Source organism: Streptomyces sp. WMMB 714 (assembly GCF_900090125.1).
GTDB lineage: Bacteria > Actinomycetota > Actinomycetes > Streptomycetales > Streptomycetaceae > Streptomyces > Streptomyces daqingensis.
On sequence record NZ_FMHJ01000002.1, the window covers coordinates 434,407 to 449,486 of the forward strand.

At 71.2% G+C, this 15,080-nt stretch carries 17 protein-coding genes; 11 read left to right on the plus strand and 6 right to left on the minus strand.

Translation table 11 applies throughout. The annotated features are described in order from the left end of the window. Nucleotides 1-161 precede the first annotated feature (161 nt). Complete coding sequence (locus tag H181DRAFT_RS04650; protein WP_045862877.1) at nt 162-728, plus strand: Uma2 family endonuclease; 567 nt, start codon at nt 162-164, stop codon at nt 726-728. A gap of 371 nt (nt 729-1,099) precedes the next feature. Here H181DRAFT_RS04650 and H181DRAFT_RS04655 read toward each other — a convergent pair whose 3' ends face one another. Next, nucleotides 1,100-2,263, minus strand: a complete 1,164-nt coding sequence (locus H181DRAFT_RS04655) for a hypothetical protein (protein ID WP_045862878.1) — start codon at nt 2,261-2,263, stop codon at nt 1,100-1,102. A gap of 112 nt (nt 2,264-2,375) precedes the next feature. Between H181DRAFT_RS04655 and H181DRAFT_RS04660 the strand changes: the two genes are divergently transcribed. Continuing rightward, nucleotides 2,376-3,554, plus strand: coding sequence for a cystathionine gamma-synthase (locus tag H181DRAFT_RS04660; protein ID WP_045862879.1), 1,179 nt, complete (start codon nt 2,376-2,378; stop codon nt 3,552-3,554). Between the two features lie 116 nt (nt 3,555-3,670). Here H181DRAFT_RS04660 and H181DRAFT_RS04665 read toward each other — a convergent pair whose 3' ends face one another. From H181DRAFT_RS04665 to H181DRAFT_RS04675, 3 genes are all read right to left on the minus strand, one after another. Then, a complete protein-coding gene (locus H181DRAFT_RS04665; RefSeq protein WP_045862880.1) occupies nt 3,671-3,919 on the minus strand; it encodes a hypothetical protein in 249 nt (82 codons plus the stop codon). After that, complete coding sequence (locus H181DRAFT_RS04670; RefSeq protein WP_074467708.1) at nt 3,916-4,509, minus strand: sigma factor-like helix-turn-helix DNA-binding protein; 594 nt, start codon at nt 4,507-4,509, stop codon at nt 3,916-3,918. The genes H181DRAFT_RS04665 and H181DRAFT_RS04670 overlap by 4 nt, the downstream gene beginning before the upstream one ends. Before the next feature lie 64 nt (nt 4,510-4,573). After that, the gene (locus H181DRAFT_RS04675; RefSeq protein WP_254666694.1) at nt 4,574-5,086 is read right to left on the minus strand and encodes a MarR family winged helix-turn-helix transcriptional regulator; all 513 of its coding nucleotides are present in this window, start codon (nt 5,084-5,086) and stop codon (nt 4,574-4,576) included. A gap of 222 nt (nt 5,087-5,308) precedes the next feature. Between H181DRAFT_RS04675 and ilvA the strand changes: the two genes are divergently transcribed. From ilvA to H181DRAFT_RS04690, 3 genes are all read left to right on the plus strand, one after another. After that, entirely contained in the window at nt 5,309-6,538 is a 1,230-nt protein-coding gene (ilvA, locus tag H181DRAFT_RS04680) for a threonine ammonia-lyase (RefSeq protein ID WP_045862882.1), read from the plus strand. Nucleotides 6,539-6,747: 209 nt separating this feature from the next. After that, on the plus strand, nt 6,748-7,800 hold the full coding sequence (locus H181DRAFT_RS04685) for a daunorubicin resistance protein DrrA family ABC transporter ATP-binding protein (protein WP_045862883.1): 1,053 nt from the start codon (nt 6,748-6,750) through the stop codon (nt 7,798-7,800). An 86-nt stretch (nt 7,801-7,886) separates the two neighbouring features. After that, the gene (locus H181DRAFT_RS04690) at nt 7,887-8,663 is read left to right on the plus strand and encodes an ABC transporter permease (protein ID WP_107068687.1); all 777 of its coding nucleotides are present in this window, start codon (nt 7,887-7,889) and stop codon (nt 8,661-8,663) included. A gap of 123 nt (nt 8,664-8,786) precedes the next feature. Here the strand turns inward: H181DRAFT_RS04690 and greA are convergent, their stop codons facing one another. Together greA and H181DRAFT_RS04700 are read right to left on the minus strand one after the other, a co-directional pair. Then, nucleotides 8,787-9,284, minus strand: coding sequence for a transcription elongation factor GreA (gene greA / locus H181DRAFT_RS04695; protein ID WP_045862885.1), 498 nt, complete (start codon nt 9,282-9,284; stop codon nt 8,787-8,789). Between the two features lie 132 nt (nt 9,285-9,416). Next, complete coding sequence (locus H181DRAFT_RS04700; RefSeq protein ID WP_045862886.1) at nt 9,417-9,881, minus strand: DUF4307 domain-containing protein; 465 nt, start codon at nt 9,879-9,881, stop codon at nt 9,417-9,419. Nucleotides 9,882-9,993: 112 nt separating this feature from the next. On the opposite strand from H181DRAFT_RS04700, the gene mca reads away from it, so the two are divergent. The 6 genes from mca (at nt 9,994) to H181DRAFT_RS04730 (ending at nt 14,886) form a co-directional block, all read left to right on the plus strand. Then, entirely contained in the window at nt 9,994-10,863 is an 870-nt protein-coding gene (mca, locus tag H181DRAFT_RS04705) for a mycothiol conjugate amidase Mca (protein ID WP_045862887.1), read from the plus strand. Nucleotides 10,864-10,867: 4 nt separating this feature from the next. Next, nucleotides 10,868-11,176 carry a hypothetical protein gene (locus H181DRAFT_RS04710; RefSeq protein ID WP_078895485.1) on the plus strand — a complete coding sequence of 103 codons (309 nt, stop codon included), beginning with the start codon at nt 10,868-10,870 and terminating at the stop codon, nt 11,174-11,176. A 35-nt stretch (nt 11,177-11,211) separates the two neighbouring features. Further along, nucleotides 11,212-11,877, plus strand: a complete 666-nt coding sequence (gene msrA / locus H181DRAFT_RS04715; RefSeq protein WP_045862888.1) for a peptide-methionine (S)-S-oxide reductase MsrA — start codon at nt 11,212-11,214, stop codon at nt 11,875-11,877. A 79-nt stretch (nt 11,878-11,956) separates the two neighbouring features. Continuing rightward, complete coding sequence (locus H181DRAFT_RS04720) at nt 11,957-13,063, plus strand: EstA family serine hydrolase (RefSeq protein WP_045862889.1); 1,107 nt, start codon at nt 11,957-11,959, stop codon at nt 13,061-13,063. A 347-nt stretch (nt 13,064-13,410) separates the two neighbouring features. After that, nucleotides 13,411-14,403 (plus strand): alpha/beta fold hydrolase, encoded by a 993-nt coding sequence (locus H181DRAFT_RS04725; protein WP_045862890.1) that lies wholly within the window; start codon nt 13,411-13,413, stop codon nt 14,401-14,403. 156 nt (nt 14,404-14,559) lie between these two features. Beyond that, a complete protein-coding gene (locus tag H181DRAFT_RS04730) occupies nt 14,560-14,886 on the plus strand; it encodes an EthD family reductase (protein ID WP_045862891.1) in 327 nt (108 codons plus the stop codon). Nucleotides 14,887-15,080: the final 194 nt, after the last annotated feature.

Genomic DNA, 15,080 nt, shown 5'->3' on the forward strand with positions numbered 1-15,080 from the left:
GCCCGGTCAGAGCTGCGCGTGCGCGCCGCCCGACGAGGCGAACCCCGCGGCTCGCCCTCTGCTCCTCCTGGCGCTCTTTCGAATCGGGCACACCCACATCACAGGGCAGTAGGCTGAGCCCAGCAGTGCTGGGACGTCGAGTTCCTCGAAGGAGGTACGCCATGACCGCCGAGATGGTGGCGCCCGCGTGGATGCATACGCAGATCAGCGCGGAGCAGTACGACTCCTGGTCCGAGGAGCAGTGTGCCGACATTGAGGTCGTGGACGGAATGGTCGTCGTGAGTCCGAGTGCTTCCAAGCGGCATAACCGGTTGGCCCGGACCCTGGCCAATGCACTGGATGCTGCCGCAGGCTCGGACTGGAACGCCGATACGGACTTCGATGTCCGCCTGCAGGACGTCCCGCTCACCAATCGTCGTCCGGACATCATCGTCTACCGGGCAGAGACCCTCGACCTGGCACCTACTCGCCCCGAGCACGTGCTCTTGGTCGTCGAGGTCGTTTCGCCCGGCTCGGAGACCACCGACCGGGTCGTAAAGGTAGACCAGTACGCCAAGGCAGGCATCCCCTTCTACTGGCGCATCGAGCAGGCCGCGACTGGTGTCCCCATCACCTACACCTACATTCTCGACCCCGCCACCAAGACCTACAGGGACAGCGAGATGTTCACCGGCGTGATCAATGCCTCCGCGCCCTTCTCAGTCATTGCCGATCTGAGAGCTATCTGACAGCACGGGAAGATCATTCCCTCCTGGCAGGGGGCGCCCCCGCTCCGTGGATTTGAAGCACCCCATGAGCCAGTGCGCTTACGCGCTGTTGAGAATGACACTGCCGATCATCGGGATGGGTTCGAAGCGGAGCACGCACTTCATTCACGGCCATACGCCCAACGCGCCGACTTCCAGGCACCTTTGGCGTCCCGCCCGCCCCCTCTTGTTTTACGGGGAAAGAACAGAACAGCCAACGACGTACAAGCAGCTTCCCATTCAAGGAAAGTACGTCCGGGGCAGGCCTGTCTGTCAGGCACCACCTACCCGACAGTCACGGAGAACGTGCACGGCTGATCGCGGTGAGCACAGGCGCTCCCGCCCGCGCCCGGTCAGAGCTGCGCGTGCGCGCCGCCCGACGCCTCCCAGCCCGCCACCGCCAGCGCCCGGTACGCCGCGTAGTGCTGCGCCGGGTCGCCCGAGTCGGCCCACGGCATCGCTCCCACGTAGCCGTCCACCACGCGCAGCGCCTCCATCGCCTCGCCGTACCGCTCGGCGCGTACGAGGAAGCAGACGAGCATGTGCAGGACGTGCGGCCGTACCGGATGACGGTCTTCCACCTGGTCGACGGCGTACTCAGCCGCCTCCACCGCCTTCTCGACCTCCTCGCTCTGGTACAGCCCCCGCACGACGTTGACCTCCGGCAGATGCTCGTACACCGCGAAGAGCGGCAGCGCGGGCAGGAGAGTGCCCTCGGGAGCCCGGGCGGCGGCCGCCTGCGCGAAGGCGTCGGCCTCGGCGCGGGAACCGCACCCCTTCTCCGACCAGTAGGGCAGCGCCGCCAGATGCGCGCCCATGTGGTGCGGCGCCTTCCGCCGCACCGTGGCCCACAGCTCCTCGAAGTCCGCCCGCCGGTACGAGAGATGGCGGGCGACAAACAGTTCGGTGATGTGCGGCGTGGGGTCGGCGGGGGCCAGCCTGGCGGCCTCCTCGCAGACGGTGCGCGCCTCCTCCAGGATGATGCGGTGGTCCGCGGACGAGGGGTCCGTCAGCGCCTGCCAGACGAGGAACTGCGCGTACACCTCCGCCCCGCCCGCGTCGTCCGCCTGCTGGGCGCGCCACTCGCGCAGCCAGCGCGCGTCCCTCGCCGCGGCGTCCTTGCGGAAGGAGACACCGCCGCTCGCGTCGCCCGCGGGGGCGTCCGGCACACCCAGTTCCCGGGCCCGCGCCAGCTCCATCGCGGCGGCGCCCGCCAGCGACTGCACCCGCTGCCAGCGCAGCTCCCACTCGTCGCCGGTGAGCGCGAGCATGCGGGCGACGGGCTGCCAGTCCTGGGTGCGCTGGGTCTCCTCCAGCGCTTCGACGAGCTCGTCGTCCGGGCCGGGCAGCCGCACGTCGAGATGCTCCGCGGGCACGAATCCGTAGCCGCCGCCGGGGTCGAGGGCCCGGGCGTAGCCCTGGGCGCCCTCCAGCCGCTGCCGGCGCCGGCGTATCGCGGGTGCGACGAGCACGCCGAAGATGGCGGTCAGTGCAACGAGTACGAGCAGGGCTTCCATGGGTGCGTTTCTCCCCGTGAGTACGCGTGTGCCGCGTTTGAGGCGGCGCTCGGAGGACGCGGTTCGTCGTAGCCGCTCCGCCTCCACCGTACGGCGCATTACCCTTCGCCCCATGACCGACCAGCACCTCGACGGGCCGACGCCCCAGAACTTCGAGACCCTCGCGATCCATGCGGGGCAGACCGCGGACCCCGCCACCGGGGCGGTCGTGCCGCCCATCTACCAGGTGTCCACGTACAAGCAGGACGGGGTCGGGGGGCTCCGCGGCGGCTACGAGTACAGCCGCTCCGCGAACCCCACCCGCACCGCCCTGGAGCAGAACCTGGCCGCGCTGGAGGGAGGACGCAACGGCTTCGCCTTCGCCTCCGGCATGGCCGCCGAGGACTGCCTCCTGCGGACGCTGCTTGTGCCGGGCGACCACGTCGTCATCCCCGACGACGCCTACGGGGGCACCTTCCGCCTCTTCGCGCGGGTCGCCGAGCGATGGGGCGTGGAGTGGTCGGTCGCCGACTCCTCCGACCCCTCCGCCGTACGCGCCGCGCTGCGCGACCGCACGAAGGCCGTGTGGATCGAGACGCCCTCCAACCCCCTCCTCGGCATCAGCGACATCACGGCGCTCGCCGACGTCGCACACGGCGCGGGGGCCCGGCTGGTCGTCGACAACACCTTCGCCAGCCCGTACCTGCAGCAGCCGCTCGGCCTGGGGGCGGACGTCGTCGTGCACTCGACGACGAAGTACATGGGCGGGCACTCCGACGTGGTCGGCGGCGCCCTCGTCGTCGATGAGGCGGAGCTGGCGGCGGAGATCGCCTTCCACCAGAACGCGATGGGCGCCGTGGCCGGGCCGTTCGACTCCTGGCTGGTGATGCGCGGGACGAAGACGCTGGCCGTGCGGATGGACCGGCACAGCGCCAACGCGACCCGCGTCGCCGAGATGCTCACCGCGCACCCGAAGGTGACCCAGGTGTACTACCCGGGGCTCCCCTCCCACCCTGGGCACGAGACCGCCGCGAAGCAGATGCGGGCCTTCGGCGGGATGGTCTCCTTCCGCGTGGCGGACGGCGAGGAGGCCGCCGTGCGCGTGTGCGACAGCACCGAACTGTTCACGCTCGGGGAGTCGCTCGGCGGCGTCGAGTCGCTGATCGAACACCCGGCACGCATGACGCACGCGTCGGCGGCGGGCTCGGCGCTGGAGGTCCCCTCCGACCTGATCCGGCTGTCGGTCGGCATCGAGTCCGCGGAGGACCTGCTGGCGGACCTGCGTCAGGCGCTGCAGAAGGCCCTGGGCTGAGGAGGGCGGGGGCCGCCTGCGGCGGTCCCCGCCAGCCGCCTCGTACCGCCCGCCCTCGCGGCCCCGCTCCGCTTTCACGGGGCCCGCCGCCCGCCGCTCGCGAGCGGCGGGCGCCACTACCAGCCGAGGGGCGGCGTCGTCTGCTGCGGCGGCCCCAGCCAGGGTTCGGTGACCGCCGCCCACACCGCGAAGGCGACGGCGGCGGCGAAGAAGATCCACAGCAGCCACTGCGCCGTGCGGCGGCGGTGTGCCGTGCGGAGCCCGAGCAGCATGGCGCGCTCGGCGAGGTCGGTCGGTACGGGGTCGGGCGTGCCGCTCTCCAGCATGGCCCGCACCTCGGTCTCCTTGCGGTCGGGAAGTCTCATGCGACGCCCTCCGGATCCCGTCCCGCCGGATCCCGTCCGGCACGCTCGCCTCTCCCCGCGCCGCCCCGGCCGCCGGACTCCGGTGCCCCCGCCCCGCGGAACACCGTGCCGGCCACGAGGCGCCGGATGCCGTGGCGGCCGCCGGCGCCCCCCTCCGCGCTGCTCAGCATCGCCGCCATCCCCCTCTTCGACAGCTCCCGCACGCGCTCGACCGGAAGTCCCAGAACGGCGGCGACCTGCTCCTCCGCCACGCCCTCGTAGAGCCGCAGCACCAGCATCAGCCGCTCCTGCGGCGGCAGCCGCCCCAGCAGCCCGCCGCGCGGGCGCCGGTACCGCCAGGCATGGTGCGCGAAGTGCACCGCCAGGTCGTGCCGCGTGTGTTCGTACGGATCCTCGCCGCGCAGCCGGTCCCAGTCCGCGTACGTACGGGACAGAGCCCCCACGAGGAGCTGCTGCGCGGACGGCGCGGCTCCGGGCGGTTCCGCCGTGAGCAGCGTGGCGGCATGCAGCAGCCTGCCTGCCGCGCCCGCGACGAACGACTCGAACTCACGGACGCGGCGGCGTTCCCGTCGTTCCCGCCGGTCACCCACCGTGTGCGCCTCCCACCCGCCCTGCGGCGCCTATGGCCATAGGACGGCAGCGGGGCTGATCAAATCAAGAGGCGGGCGGGCCCGGAACGGCGGCGGGCTGTATCCCCTCTATCGCCGCGTTGAAGCGGGTCAGCAGCAGGCAGAACGTCTCCCGCTCCTCCTCGCTCCACTCCTCGGTCAGCAGCGCCATCAGCTCGCGCCGCGAGGACCGCACCTGCTCCAGGCGCGCCGAGCCGTGCGGCGAGAGCCTGAGGACGACGGCGCGGCCGTCCTCCGGGTGCGTGGTGCGCGTGACCAGCCCGGCGTCGACGAGGGGCGCGACCTGCCGGGTGACGGTGGAGGAGTCGATGCCCATGCCCGAGGCGAGGGCCTTGACCCCCATGGGGCCGACCTGGTCGAGCCTGTTGAGCAGCAGGTACGCCGCGCGGTCCATCGAGTTGCGCGCCTGCCCGAGACCGCCGAGCCGCGTCTGCTCCGCGCGCCGCGCGAAGACAGCGACCTGGTGCTGCATGGCGTCGAGGACGGGGCCCGCGGTCTCGTGTTCCCCGGAGGCACCGTCCGGGCTGTTGTGTGTCATCGTGTCCGGTTGCGTGGGCATGGCCGAGGTGCTCGCTTCTTAGGAAGGTCCAAGGGCACGTAACGAACTTGGCTGACGAGTTCCTGACCGACTTCGCTGACGTACTCGGTCTGTGCTGACCAGCCTACGCGGCGGCGGCGCGGGCCGTGCCTCCGCTGCGTGAACCCGTGCGGGGAGGTATCCTGCGGGGCTCTTCCGGCGGCGAGCTGCGAGACTGGCCGCATGGTCTCCCCCTCCGATGCGCCCGCGCTGTCCGTCGAGGACGTACGGGCCGCACAGAAGACGCTCTCCGGCGTGGCCCGGACGACGGCGATGGAAGGCAGCCGCCACCTCACGTCACTGGTCGGCTCGCCCGTCCACTTCAAGTGCGAGAACCTCCAGCGCACCGGCTCCTTCAAGCTGCGCGGCGCCTATGTGCGCATCGCGGGCCTCACCCACGAGGAGCGCTCCCGCGGCGTCGTGGCGGCCAGCGCCGGCAACCACGCGCAGGGCGTGGCTCTGGCGGCCTCGCTGCTCGGCGTCGCCTCCACCGTGTTCATGCCGGAGGGCGCGCCGCTGCCGAAGGTCGCGGCGACCCGCGACTACGGGGCGGAGGTCCGGCTGCACGGCCAGGTCGTCGACGAGACGCTGCACGCCGCGCGCGAGTACGCCCAGCAGACCGGCGCCGTCTTCATCCATCCCTTCGACCACCGCGACGTCGTGGCGGGGCAGGGCACGCTCGGGCTGGAGATCCTCGAACAGTGCCCGGAGGTCCGCACGATCGTGGTCGGCGTGGGCGGCGGCGGGCTGCTCGCGGGCATCGCGGTGGCGGTCAAGGAACTCCGCCCGGACGTACGGCTGGTGGGCGTGCAGGCCGAGGGCGCGGCCGCCTATCCCCCGTCGCTGTCCGCGGGCGCGCCGGTGACGCTGGAGTCGGTCTCGACCATGGCCGACGGCATCAAGGTTGGCCGCCCCGGGGACGTGCCCTTCAAAATCATTGGCGACCTCGTCGACGAGGTCCGTACGGTGTCCGAGGACGCGCTGTCCAGCGGGCTCCTGCTCTGCCTGGAGCGCGCCAAGCTCGTCGTGGAGCCCGCCGGCGCGAGCCCGGTGGCCGCGCTGCTCTCCCAGCCGGACGCCTTCGAGGGGCCCGTGGTGGCGGTGCTCTCGGGGGGCAACGTCGACCCGCTGCTGATGCAGCGGACCCTGCGGCACGGCATGGCGGCTGCGGGCCGCTACCTGTCGCTGCGGCTGCGGCTGACGGACCGCCCGGGGGCCCTGGCGGCCCTCCTCCAGGAGTTGTCAGTGGTGGACGCTAACGTCCTGGACGTCAGCCATGTACGGACCGATCCGCGGCTCGGGCTGGACGAGGTGGAGGTGGAGCTGCACTTGGAGACCCAGGGTCCGGAGCACTGCACCGGCGTCGCGGACACCCTGCGCGCGGCCGGTTACACGGTGGTCCCGACCCGCTGAGACACCCGCCCGCGGCCATCCGGAGAGCGCGCCGGACCGAGGGGAGTTCGCGCCACACTCGCGACTGTCGCGAGCGCTTGACGCGATGTATCGCGTTCGCGGATACTGCTGCTCTGCGTAGTCCGCAGAAAAAGCGGTTCACCCTGCATGCCGGACATATCCGGTGCGCACCAGCCACCACTCGCCTCTCCACACCTGGGAGCCCACTTATGCCAGGCGCCATTTACGCCGAGGGTCTGGTCAAGACCTTCGGCGAGGTAAGGGCACTGGACGGCGTCGACCTCGACGTCCCCGAGGGCACCGTGCTGGGTCTGCTCGGCCCGAACGGCGCCGGCAAGACCACAGCCGTGCGGGTGCTCACCACCCTCCTCACGCCCGACAGCGGCAAGGCCGTCGTCGCCGGACTCGACGTCCTCAAGCAGCCGCACGAGGTGCGGCGCTCCATCGGCCTCTCCGGCCAGTTCGCCGCCATCGACGAATACCTGACCGGCAGGGAGAACCTGCAAATGGTCGGACAGCTCTACCAGCTCCCCGCGCGCCAGGCGAAAGCACGCGCGGCCGAGCTGCTGGAGCGCTTCAACCTCGCGGACGCGGCGGACCGCACGGCCAAGACGTACTCCGGCGGCATGCGCCGCCGGCTGGACCTCGCCGCCGCCCTGGTCGTCCGCCCGCCCGTGATGTTCATGGACGAGCCGACCACCGGCCTCGACCCCCGCAACCGGCTCCAGCTCTGGGAGGTCATCGAGGACTTGGTGGCCGGGGGCACGACCCTGCTGCTCACCACGCAGTATCTGGAGGAGGCCGACCGCCTCGCGCACGACATCGCCGTCGTCGACCGCGGCAAGGTCATCGCCCGCGGCACGTCCGACCAGCTCAAGGCCCAGACGGGCGGCGAGCGGATCGAGGTCGTGGTGCACGACCGCGGCCAGATCTCCACGGCCGAGACGCTGCTCGCCGCGCACAGCGTGCAGGGCTCCGCGCAGAGCGGCGTCACCGTCGAACAGCACACCCGCAGGCTCACCGTCCCCGTGGCCGGCGGCGCCAAGCTGCTCGCGGAGGTCATCCGGGAGCTCGACTCGCGCGGCATCGAGATCGACGACATCGGGCTGCGCCGTCCCACCCTCGACGACGTCTTCATCACCCTCACGGGACACGGAGCCGAGGACGAGGAGACCGCGTCGGCCGAGGGCGACGCCGCCGAGGCGGCCGGCGGCAAGAAGAAGCGGAAGTCCAGGAAGCAGAAGAAGGAGGCCGTCAAGTGACTGCCACCAGCACGGCGCCGACGGCCCCCCGTCCGGCCGCCCCGGCCGGCGGCGGCCTCCGCCAGTCCGTCACCGACTCGCTGACCATGGCGAAGCGCAACCTCATCCGCATGGTGCGCATCCCCGAAGTGGTCATCTTCGGCCTGTTCCAGCCCATCATGTTCGTGGTGCTCTTCAGCTACGTCTTCGGGGGCTCCATCAACCTGCCCGGCGCGGGCCTCGACCCGGGCCTCTACCGCGAGTTCCTGATGGCCGGGATCTTCGCCCAGACCGTCACGTTCGCCACCGCGGGGGCGGGCGCGGGCATCGCCGAAGACATGCACAAGGGGCTCATCGACCGCTTCCGCTCGCTGCCCATGGCGCGCGGCGCGGTCCTCACGGGGCGGACGATCGCGGACCTCGTCCAGACCGCCCTGACCCTGATAGTGCTGGCCGTCGTCGCGGCGCTCGTCGGCTGGCGCACCCATGAGAACGGGCTGAAGGTGCTCGCCGGGTTCGGCCTGCTGCTTCTCCTCGGTTACGCCTTCACATGGATCGGCGCGCTGATCGGCCTGTCGGTCCGCACGCCGGAGGCGGCGACCTCGGGCGGGCTCATCTGGCTCTTTCCGCTGACGTTCATCTCGAACGCCTTCGTGCCGTCGCAGAACATGCCGACGGTCCTGCGGCACATCGCCGAGTGGAATCCGTTCAGCGCCACCGTGCAGGCCTGCCGCGAGCTGTTCGGCAACCTCCCGCCGAACTACCCGGTGCCCGACGCGTGGCCGATGCAGCACCCGGCCTGGGCCTCGCTGATCTGGTCGGTCGCGATCGTCCTGTTCTTCCGGACTCTCGCGGTGCGCAAGTACAAGTCCGCCACGGCCTGAGCGGCCGGTTCGCTGCCCGGGCGTTCGCCCCGCGCACGGAGGCCCCGACCGGGCACGGCAGTGGGCCCCGACCTCGAAGGCCGGGGCCCACTCGCGTGCTCCCGGGCGACCGCCCGGGGGCGCTCAGCCCTGGTAGGGCTTGGCCTGGAGGATCTTCACCGAGGCCATCTTGCCGTTCGGGAGTTCGTACTCCGCTTCCGTACCGACCTTCTTGCCGTTCACGCCGCTGCCCAGCGGCGACTGCGGGGAGTAGGTCTCGATCTCCGAGCTCGCGTACTCGCGTGAGGCGAGCAGGAAGGTCACCGTGTCGTCCTCGTCGCCGTCGAAGGCGATCGTCACGACCATGCCGGGGGCCACCACACCGGTGTCCTCGGGAGCTTCGCCGACCTTCGCGTTCTCCAGGAGCTGCTCCAGCTGCCGCACGCGCAGCTCCTGCTTGCCCTGCTCCTCCTTGGCCGCGTGGTACCCGCCGTTCTCGCGGAGGTCACCCTCCTCGCGAGCCGCCTCGATCTTCTTGGAGATCTCGGTGCGTGCAGGACCCGACAGGTACTCCAGCTCGGCCTTGAGCTGGTCGTACGCCTCCTGGGTGAGCCAGGTGACGTTGTCGCTGGTCTGGGTCACAGGTGCTCCTCGTCGGTACTGGGAATAAAAACATCGCCCTGCCCATGAGGCTGCGCCTTCAGGGTGGGGCGGAAACTACGAGCCTAACAATTCAGGCTCAAAAGGGAAGAAGGGCGGACGCTGCGTGCGGCCTCAATGACCTTCGGTTCCCCGGGGTTCGCACCCCATGAGTTCGGCGCTCGTCGCGCGCGTCGTGGTGCGCACGGAGGCCACGGTGTCCACGCGGTCCTCACCGGCTGCGAAGGGGACGTCCTTCCGCCCCACCTCGGCACCGTCGGACGACAGCGCCCGCAGCGTGCAGACGCCCTCGATCTCCGCGTCCTTGCGGACCTCGACGTGTACTTCCACCGTACGTCCGGAGACCACCTTGAACTTGATCATCTCGCCGCTGACCTTCTGCGAGGAGATGTAGCCGAAGCCGATCCAGGCGAGGACCGCCAGGCCCAGCACCCCCAGCACCGCGCCGACGGCCTTGAGCCTGCGGTCCGTGCGCGCGTCCCGCTCCGCGGCCGTTCCCGTGCTCCCGTACCGGCCCGCGGGCGGCACAGCCGAACCGGGGGCGCGCTCTCCGCCCGCGTCAGCTCGCAGGTCAGTCATGGCCGGGTCCACTTCCGTCGCTCGGGGGCGGTCAGCAATCGGGAATACATCGGGGTGCCGATTCGGTCACTATAGGAGTCGCCTGCCGTGACGAGTTGACGAGGATCGAGTCTTGACTGACCAGCTGCGACTGATGGCCGTGCACGCGCACCCCGACGACGAGTCGAGCAAGGGCGCCGCCACCATGGCCAAGTACGTTTCCGAGGGGGTGGACGTGCTGGTCGCGACCTGCACAGGAGGCGAGCGGGGCTCCATCCTCAACCCCAAGCTCCAGGGCGACCCGTACATCGAGGAGCACATCCACGAGGTACGGAAGAAGGAGATGGACGAGGCCCGGGAGATCCTGGGCGTGAAGCAGGCCTGGCTCGGCTTCGTCGACTCCGGCCTCCCCGAGGGCGATCCCCTTCCGCCGTTGCCGGAGGGCTGCTTCGCCCTCCAGGACGTGGACGTGGCGGCGGGCGCCCTGGTGCGCCTCATCCGCGAGTTCAAGCCGCACGTGGTGACGACGTACGACGAGAACGGCGGCTACCCGCACCCCGACCACATCATGACCCACAAGATCTCGATGGCCGCGTTCGAGGCCGCAGGAGACCCGGACGAGTACCCGGAGGCGGGTCCCGCCTGGCAGCCGCAGAAGATCTACTACAACCAGGGGTTCAACCGCCCCCGCACCCAGGCGCTCCACGAGGCACTGCTCGAGCGCGGCCTGGACTCGCCCTACGGGGAGTGGCTGGAGCGGTGGAAGTCGATGGGGCGCGAACGCGAGATCACCACGTACGTGCCCTGCGGGGACTTCTTCGAGATCCGCGACAAGGCCCTGATCGCCCACGCCACCCAGATCGATCCCGACGGCGGCTGGTTCCGGGTCCCGATGGACGTGCAGCGGGAGGTCTGGCCGACGGAGGAGTACGAGCTGGCGAAGTCGCTCGTGGAGACCTCGCTACCCGAGGACGACCTCTTCGCGGGCATCCGGGAGAATTGAACGCATGACCCTGATGAGTCCGACGCACAACGCCGCGGCCCAGCTCCTCCCGCTGGCGAAGGAACTGGACGAGAACAAGGTGACGCCGGGCGTCCTCGGCTTCCTCGTCTTCGCCGCGATGGGCCTCGCGGTGTGGATGCTGATGAAGTCGATGCACCGGCACATGAACAAGGTCGACTTCGAGGAGCAGCCGGTGCGGGCGGACCAGGCCGAGCGGCCCTCCGCCTCCGCCTCCTCCCCGGCGTCCGCGGGCCCGTCCCCCGCCCCGGCTTCGCCGTCCGGGAGCGGGGAGCGGCGGAACCCGGACGCCTGACCACGAGATCGCGTACGTACGACGGGAGTTCCGCCATGTTGTTCGGCAGCCGAAACCATCACCTCCCGACGGCCGAGGAGGCCCTGCCGGGCCGCCCGGAGCGGGAGTTCGCCGTTCCCGACCGCCACACGGTCCTCGGCAATCCGCTGCTGGGCCCGTACCCGGAGGGCCTGGAGGTCGCGGACTTCGCCATGGGCTGCTTCTGGGGGGCGGAGCGCGTCTTCTGGCGGGCGGACGGCGTGTGGACGACGCTGGTCGGCTACCAGGGCGGCCACACCCCGAACCCGACGTACGAAGAGGTCTGCTCCGGCAGGACGGGGCACACCGAGGCAGTACGCGTCGTCTTCGACCCCGCCCGCATCTCGTACGAGACGCTGCTCAAGCTCTTCTGGGAGTCGCACGACCCGACGCAGGGCTTCCGGCAGGGCAACGACACCGGCACCCAGTACCGCTCGGCGATCCACCCGCACGGCCCGGCGCAGCAGGCAGCGGCGGAGTCCTCGCGGGACGCCTACCAGAAGGTCCTCACCGCGTCCGGGCACAAGGCGATCACCACGGAGATCCTTCCGGCGCTCGACCGGCCCTTCTACCCGGCGGAGGGCTACCACCAGCAGTACCTCGACAAGAACCCGGCGGGCTACTGCGGCATCGGCGGCACGGGCGTGAGCTGCCCGGTCGGGGTCGCGCCCGCGGACGACTGATCCGTCCCCCTGCGGCCGCACCGGTGCCCGGCTGGGAAACCGGATTGCCGGAGCGGACCGATCCACGCTAATACGGCGTATGGCCGATATTCAGGGCTCCTACGACGACCTGTTCACCGCTGTGCCCAGCGCGCTGGCCCGGCTGCTGGACGAGGGGGACGCGGGCGGTTCCGTGGCCGTCTTCGTGGACGGCGAGCCGGTGGTGGACGTCTGGGGTGGATACGCCGACGCGGACCGCGCGCTTCCGTGGCAGCGGGACACGATCACGAACGTCTGGTCCGTCACCAAGACGATGACAGCCCTGTGTGCGCTGGTCCTGGCCGACCGCGGGGACCTCGACCCGGCCGCTCCGGTATGCCGGTACTGGCCCGGGTTCGCGGCCGGCGGCAAGGAGAACGTGCTGGTGCGTCACCTGCTGGCGCACACCGCGGGGCTGCCCGACTGGGACTGGCCCATCGAGGAGCTCTACGACTGGCGGACCGCCACGGCACGTCTGGCCGCTCAGGCTCCGCAGTGGGAACCGGGCAGCGCCGCCGGATACCACTCGCTCACCCAGGGGTTCCTCGTGGGCGAGGTCGTACGGCGGATCACAGGCCGGAGCCTGGGCGGGTTCTTCGCGGACGAGGTCGCCGGGCCGCTGGACGCCGACTTCCACATCGGGCTGCCCGCCGAGCACGACCACCGGGTGGCGCTGACCGTACCGCCGCCGTCCCGGGACGAGGACTACTCCGCGAAAGCGCCCCAGAGCAGCGGCTCCCCCGGCGGCGGCACCGCCGTACGCGTCCGTGACGGGAACAGCGTGGCCTGGCGCCGCGCGCAGATCCCCGCGGCGAGCGGCTTCGGCAACGCCCGCTCCGTCGCCCTCGTGCAGTCCGTGACGGCGTGCGGAGGAGCGCTGCGCGGGACGCGGCTGCTTTCGCCGTCGGGCTGCGCACGTGCGGCGGAGGAGCAGTTCAGCGGCACGGACCGCGTCCTCGGCATGCCCGTCCGATACGGCCTGGGCTACGGGCTGTTCGGCAACGCCTACGGGTGGGGCGGCTGGGGCGGCTCGATCGTCATGGTCGACCCCGATGCCCGGATGGCGGTGGCGTACGTGACCAGTCAGATGCGGGAACCCGCGAACGACACCCGGGGGCTGGATCTTGTGACAGCCGCCTACGACGGGCTCACGGGTCTGCGGGCCTGACAGCCAGGTGACCGGAGCTGACAGCCGGGGTGACTGCCCCGGTTCGCGGGCAGGGGTGTGAGCTGCCGTCGCAGGATCGCGTCCCACGTCCGGGCATGCGGGTGGACCGACCGCGTGCCCGGACGCAGACGCGAAATCCCGGACGCAGACGCGAAGTCCCCGGATGGCGACGCGGAACCGGAGCCGGTGACGCGGCTGCGGACGTCCGAAGTTGCCGACACGGCAACGGAATGCGGGGGCTCCTCGGCTTCTGCCACATGCTCGTGTCCGAGCCCTGGGGCACGCGGGCCGCCGTGACCGGCGGGCGGCCCTCGGCGCCGCCAGACCGACCGTCCTCGGGAGGAAACATGCCGCAGCCCGTCCGCGTCACCGGCGCCGAACACCGACTGGTCCCCTCGCCCGCGGGCCGGACCCACCTGGTGGAACAGGGCGCCGGGCCCCTGGTGCTACTGCTCCACGGCTTCCCGGAGTCCTGGTACTCGTGGCGCCATCAGCTGGGGGCGCTGGCCGCGGCAGGATACCGCGCTGCCGCCGTCGACGTGCGCGGGTACGGGCGTTCGTCGAAGCCCGCCGACGCGGCCTCGTACGGGATGCTCGACCTCGTCGAGGACAACGTCGCCGTGGTGCGGGCGCTCGGTGAGACGACCGCCGTGGTCGTCGGGCACGACTGGGGCTCCACGATCGCCGCGCACTCGGCCCTCGTCCGGCCGGACGTCTTCCGCGCGGCCGGACTCCTCAGCGTCCCCTACGCACCGCCCGGCGGCCCCCGGCCCAGCGAGGTCTTCGCGGAGATGGGCGGCGACGACGAGTTCTACGTGTCCTACTTCCAGGAGCCCGGCCGGGCCGAGGCCGAGATCGAACCCGACGTCCGGGGCTGGCTCGCGGGCTTCTACTCCGCGTTCTCCGCCGGCACCATGCCCGGGCCCTCCGCGCCTGACCCGCACTTCGTCAGCCGCGGAGGGACGCTGCGCGAGCGCTTCCCGTCCGGGCCGCTTCCCGCCTGGCTCCGCGAGGACGATCTCGACGTGTACGCCGGGGAGTTCGAGCGGACGGGGCTGTCCGGAGCGCTGAACCGCTACCGGAACATGGACCGGGACTGGGAGGACCTCGCCCGCTTCCGCGGCAGCCCCCTCACCCAGCCGTCCCTGTTCGTCGGCGGGGCGCTGGACGCCTCCACCACCTGGATGGCCGAGGCGATCCAGGCGTTCCCGACGACGATGCCCGGGCTTGTCTCCTCGCACGTCCTCGACGGCTGCGGCCACTGGATCCAGCAGGAACGCCGCGACGACGTCAACGAACTCCTCACCGCGTGGCTGGCCTCTCTGCCCCTGCCCGCCTGAGCCGGGCGCGCGCGGCTCAACGTCCCGCAACAATCAGCCATATCCACGCAACGAGGAGTAAGTTGCCGCCGTCCGGCACATACACGGAGGCATGGGTGCGCCGACCCGCCCGCGGACCGGCGCCGGCACGACGACAGGCAGGAGCGAGCACACCGCATGTACCGGCTGACCGTCCTCTACGGACACCCCGAGGACCCCGCGGCCTTCGACGAGTACTACGCCGAGACGCACATTCCCCTGGCCCGGAAGATGAAAGGGCTCACAGGGTGGACGATCGGCCACTGCGAGGCGGCCGAGGACGGCGGGAAACCGCCCTACTACATGATCGTCGGCCTCTACGCGGAGTCCCGTGAGGCCCTCGAAGCGATCCTGGCCAGCCCGGAGGGCCGGGCCACCGTCGACGACGTGCCCAACTTCGCGACCGGTGGCGCGTGGTTCTTCTTCGACGACGAGCAGCCGATCATCCCGGTCAGCCTGAGCTGAGCGGGACGCCCCTCCCGCCCGGAACGCACTCCGGGTGCGACCAGGGCACTTCAACTACTGTGCGGTCGTGCGGCGTTCCACGAGAAGGTGGTCAATTCGGTGCGGCGGCACGCGCCCGGCGCGGCGATCGCCTTCAGCAGCAGGCGTGAGGACTGCGCCGACGCCGCCCTGCGAGTGCTGCGCGAACCGTGACC

Bases quoted from the DNA above. Each gene is read 5' to 3' on its own strand.
- H181DRAFT_RS04665 (WP_045862880.1), bottom strand. From the start codon at position 3,919: ATGAGACTTCCCGACCGCAAGGAGACCGAGGTGCGGGCCATGCTGGAG.
- H181DRAFT_RS04700 (WP_045862886.1), bottom strand. From the start codon at position 9,881: ATGACTGACCTGCGAGCTGACGCGGGCGGAGAGCGCGCCCCCGGTTCG.
- H181DRAFT_RS04685 (WP_045862883.1), top strand. From the start codon at position 6,748: ATGCCAGGCGCCATTTACGCCGAGGGTCTGGTCAAGACCTTCGGCGAG.
- H181DRAFT_RS04720 (WP_045862889.1), top strand. From the start codon at position 11,957: ATGGCCGATATTCAGGGCTCCTACGACGACCTGTTCACCGCTGTGCCC.
- H181DRAFT_RS04725 (WP_045862890.1), top strand. From the start codon at position 13,411: ATGCCGCAGCCCGTCCGCGTCACCGGCGCCGAACACCGACTGGTCCCC.
- H181DRAFT_RS04650 (WP_045862877.1), top strand. From the start codon at position 162: ATGACCGCCGAGATGGTGGCGCCCGCGTGGATGCATACGCAGATCAGC.
- msrA (WP_045862888.1), top strand. From the start codon at position 11,212: ATGTTGTTCGGCAGCCGAAACCATCACCTCCCGACGGCCGAGGAGGCC.
- H181DRAFT_RS04655 (WP_045862878.1), bottom strand. From the start codon at position 2,263: ATGGAAGCCCTGCTCGTACTCGTTGCACTGACCGCCATCTTCGGCGTG.
- ilvA (WP_045862882.1), top strand. From the start codon at position 5,309: ATGGTCTCCCCCTCCGATGCGCCCGCGCTGTCCGTCGAGGACGTACGG.
- H181DRAFT_RS04730 (WP_045862891.1), top strand. From the start codon at position 14,560: ATGTACCGGCTGACCGTCCTCTACGGACACCCCGAGGACCCCGCGGCC.
- H181DRAFT_RS04660 (WP_045862879.1), top strand. From the start codon at position 2,376: ATGACCGACCAGCACCTCGACGGGCCGACGCCCCAGAACTTCGAGACC.
- H181DRAFT_RS04690 (WP_107068687.1), top strand. From the start codon at position 7,887: ATGGCGAAGCGCAACCTCATCCGCATGGTGCGCATCCCCGAAGTGGTC.
- H181DRAFT_RS04675 (WP_254666694.1), bottom strand. From the start codon at position 5,086: ATGACACACAACAGCCCGGACGGTGCCTCCGGGGAACACGAGACCGCG.
- H181DRAFT_RS04710 (WP_078895485.1), top strand. From the start codon at position 10,868: ATGACCCTGATGAGTCCGACGCACAACGCCGCGGCCCAGCTCCTCCCG.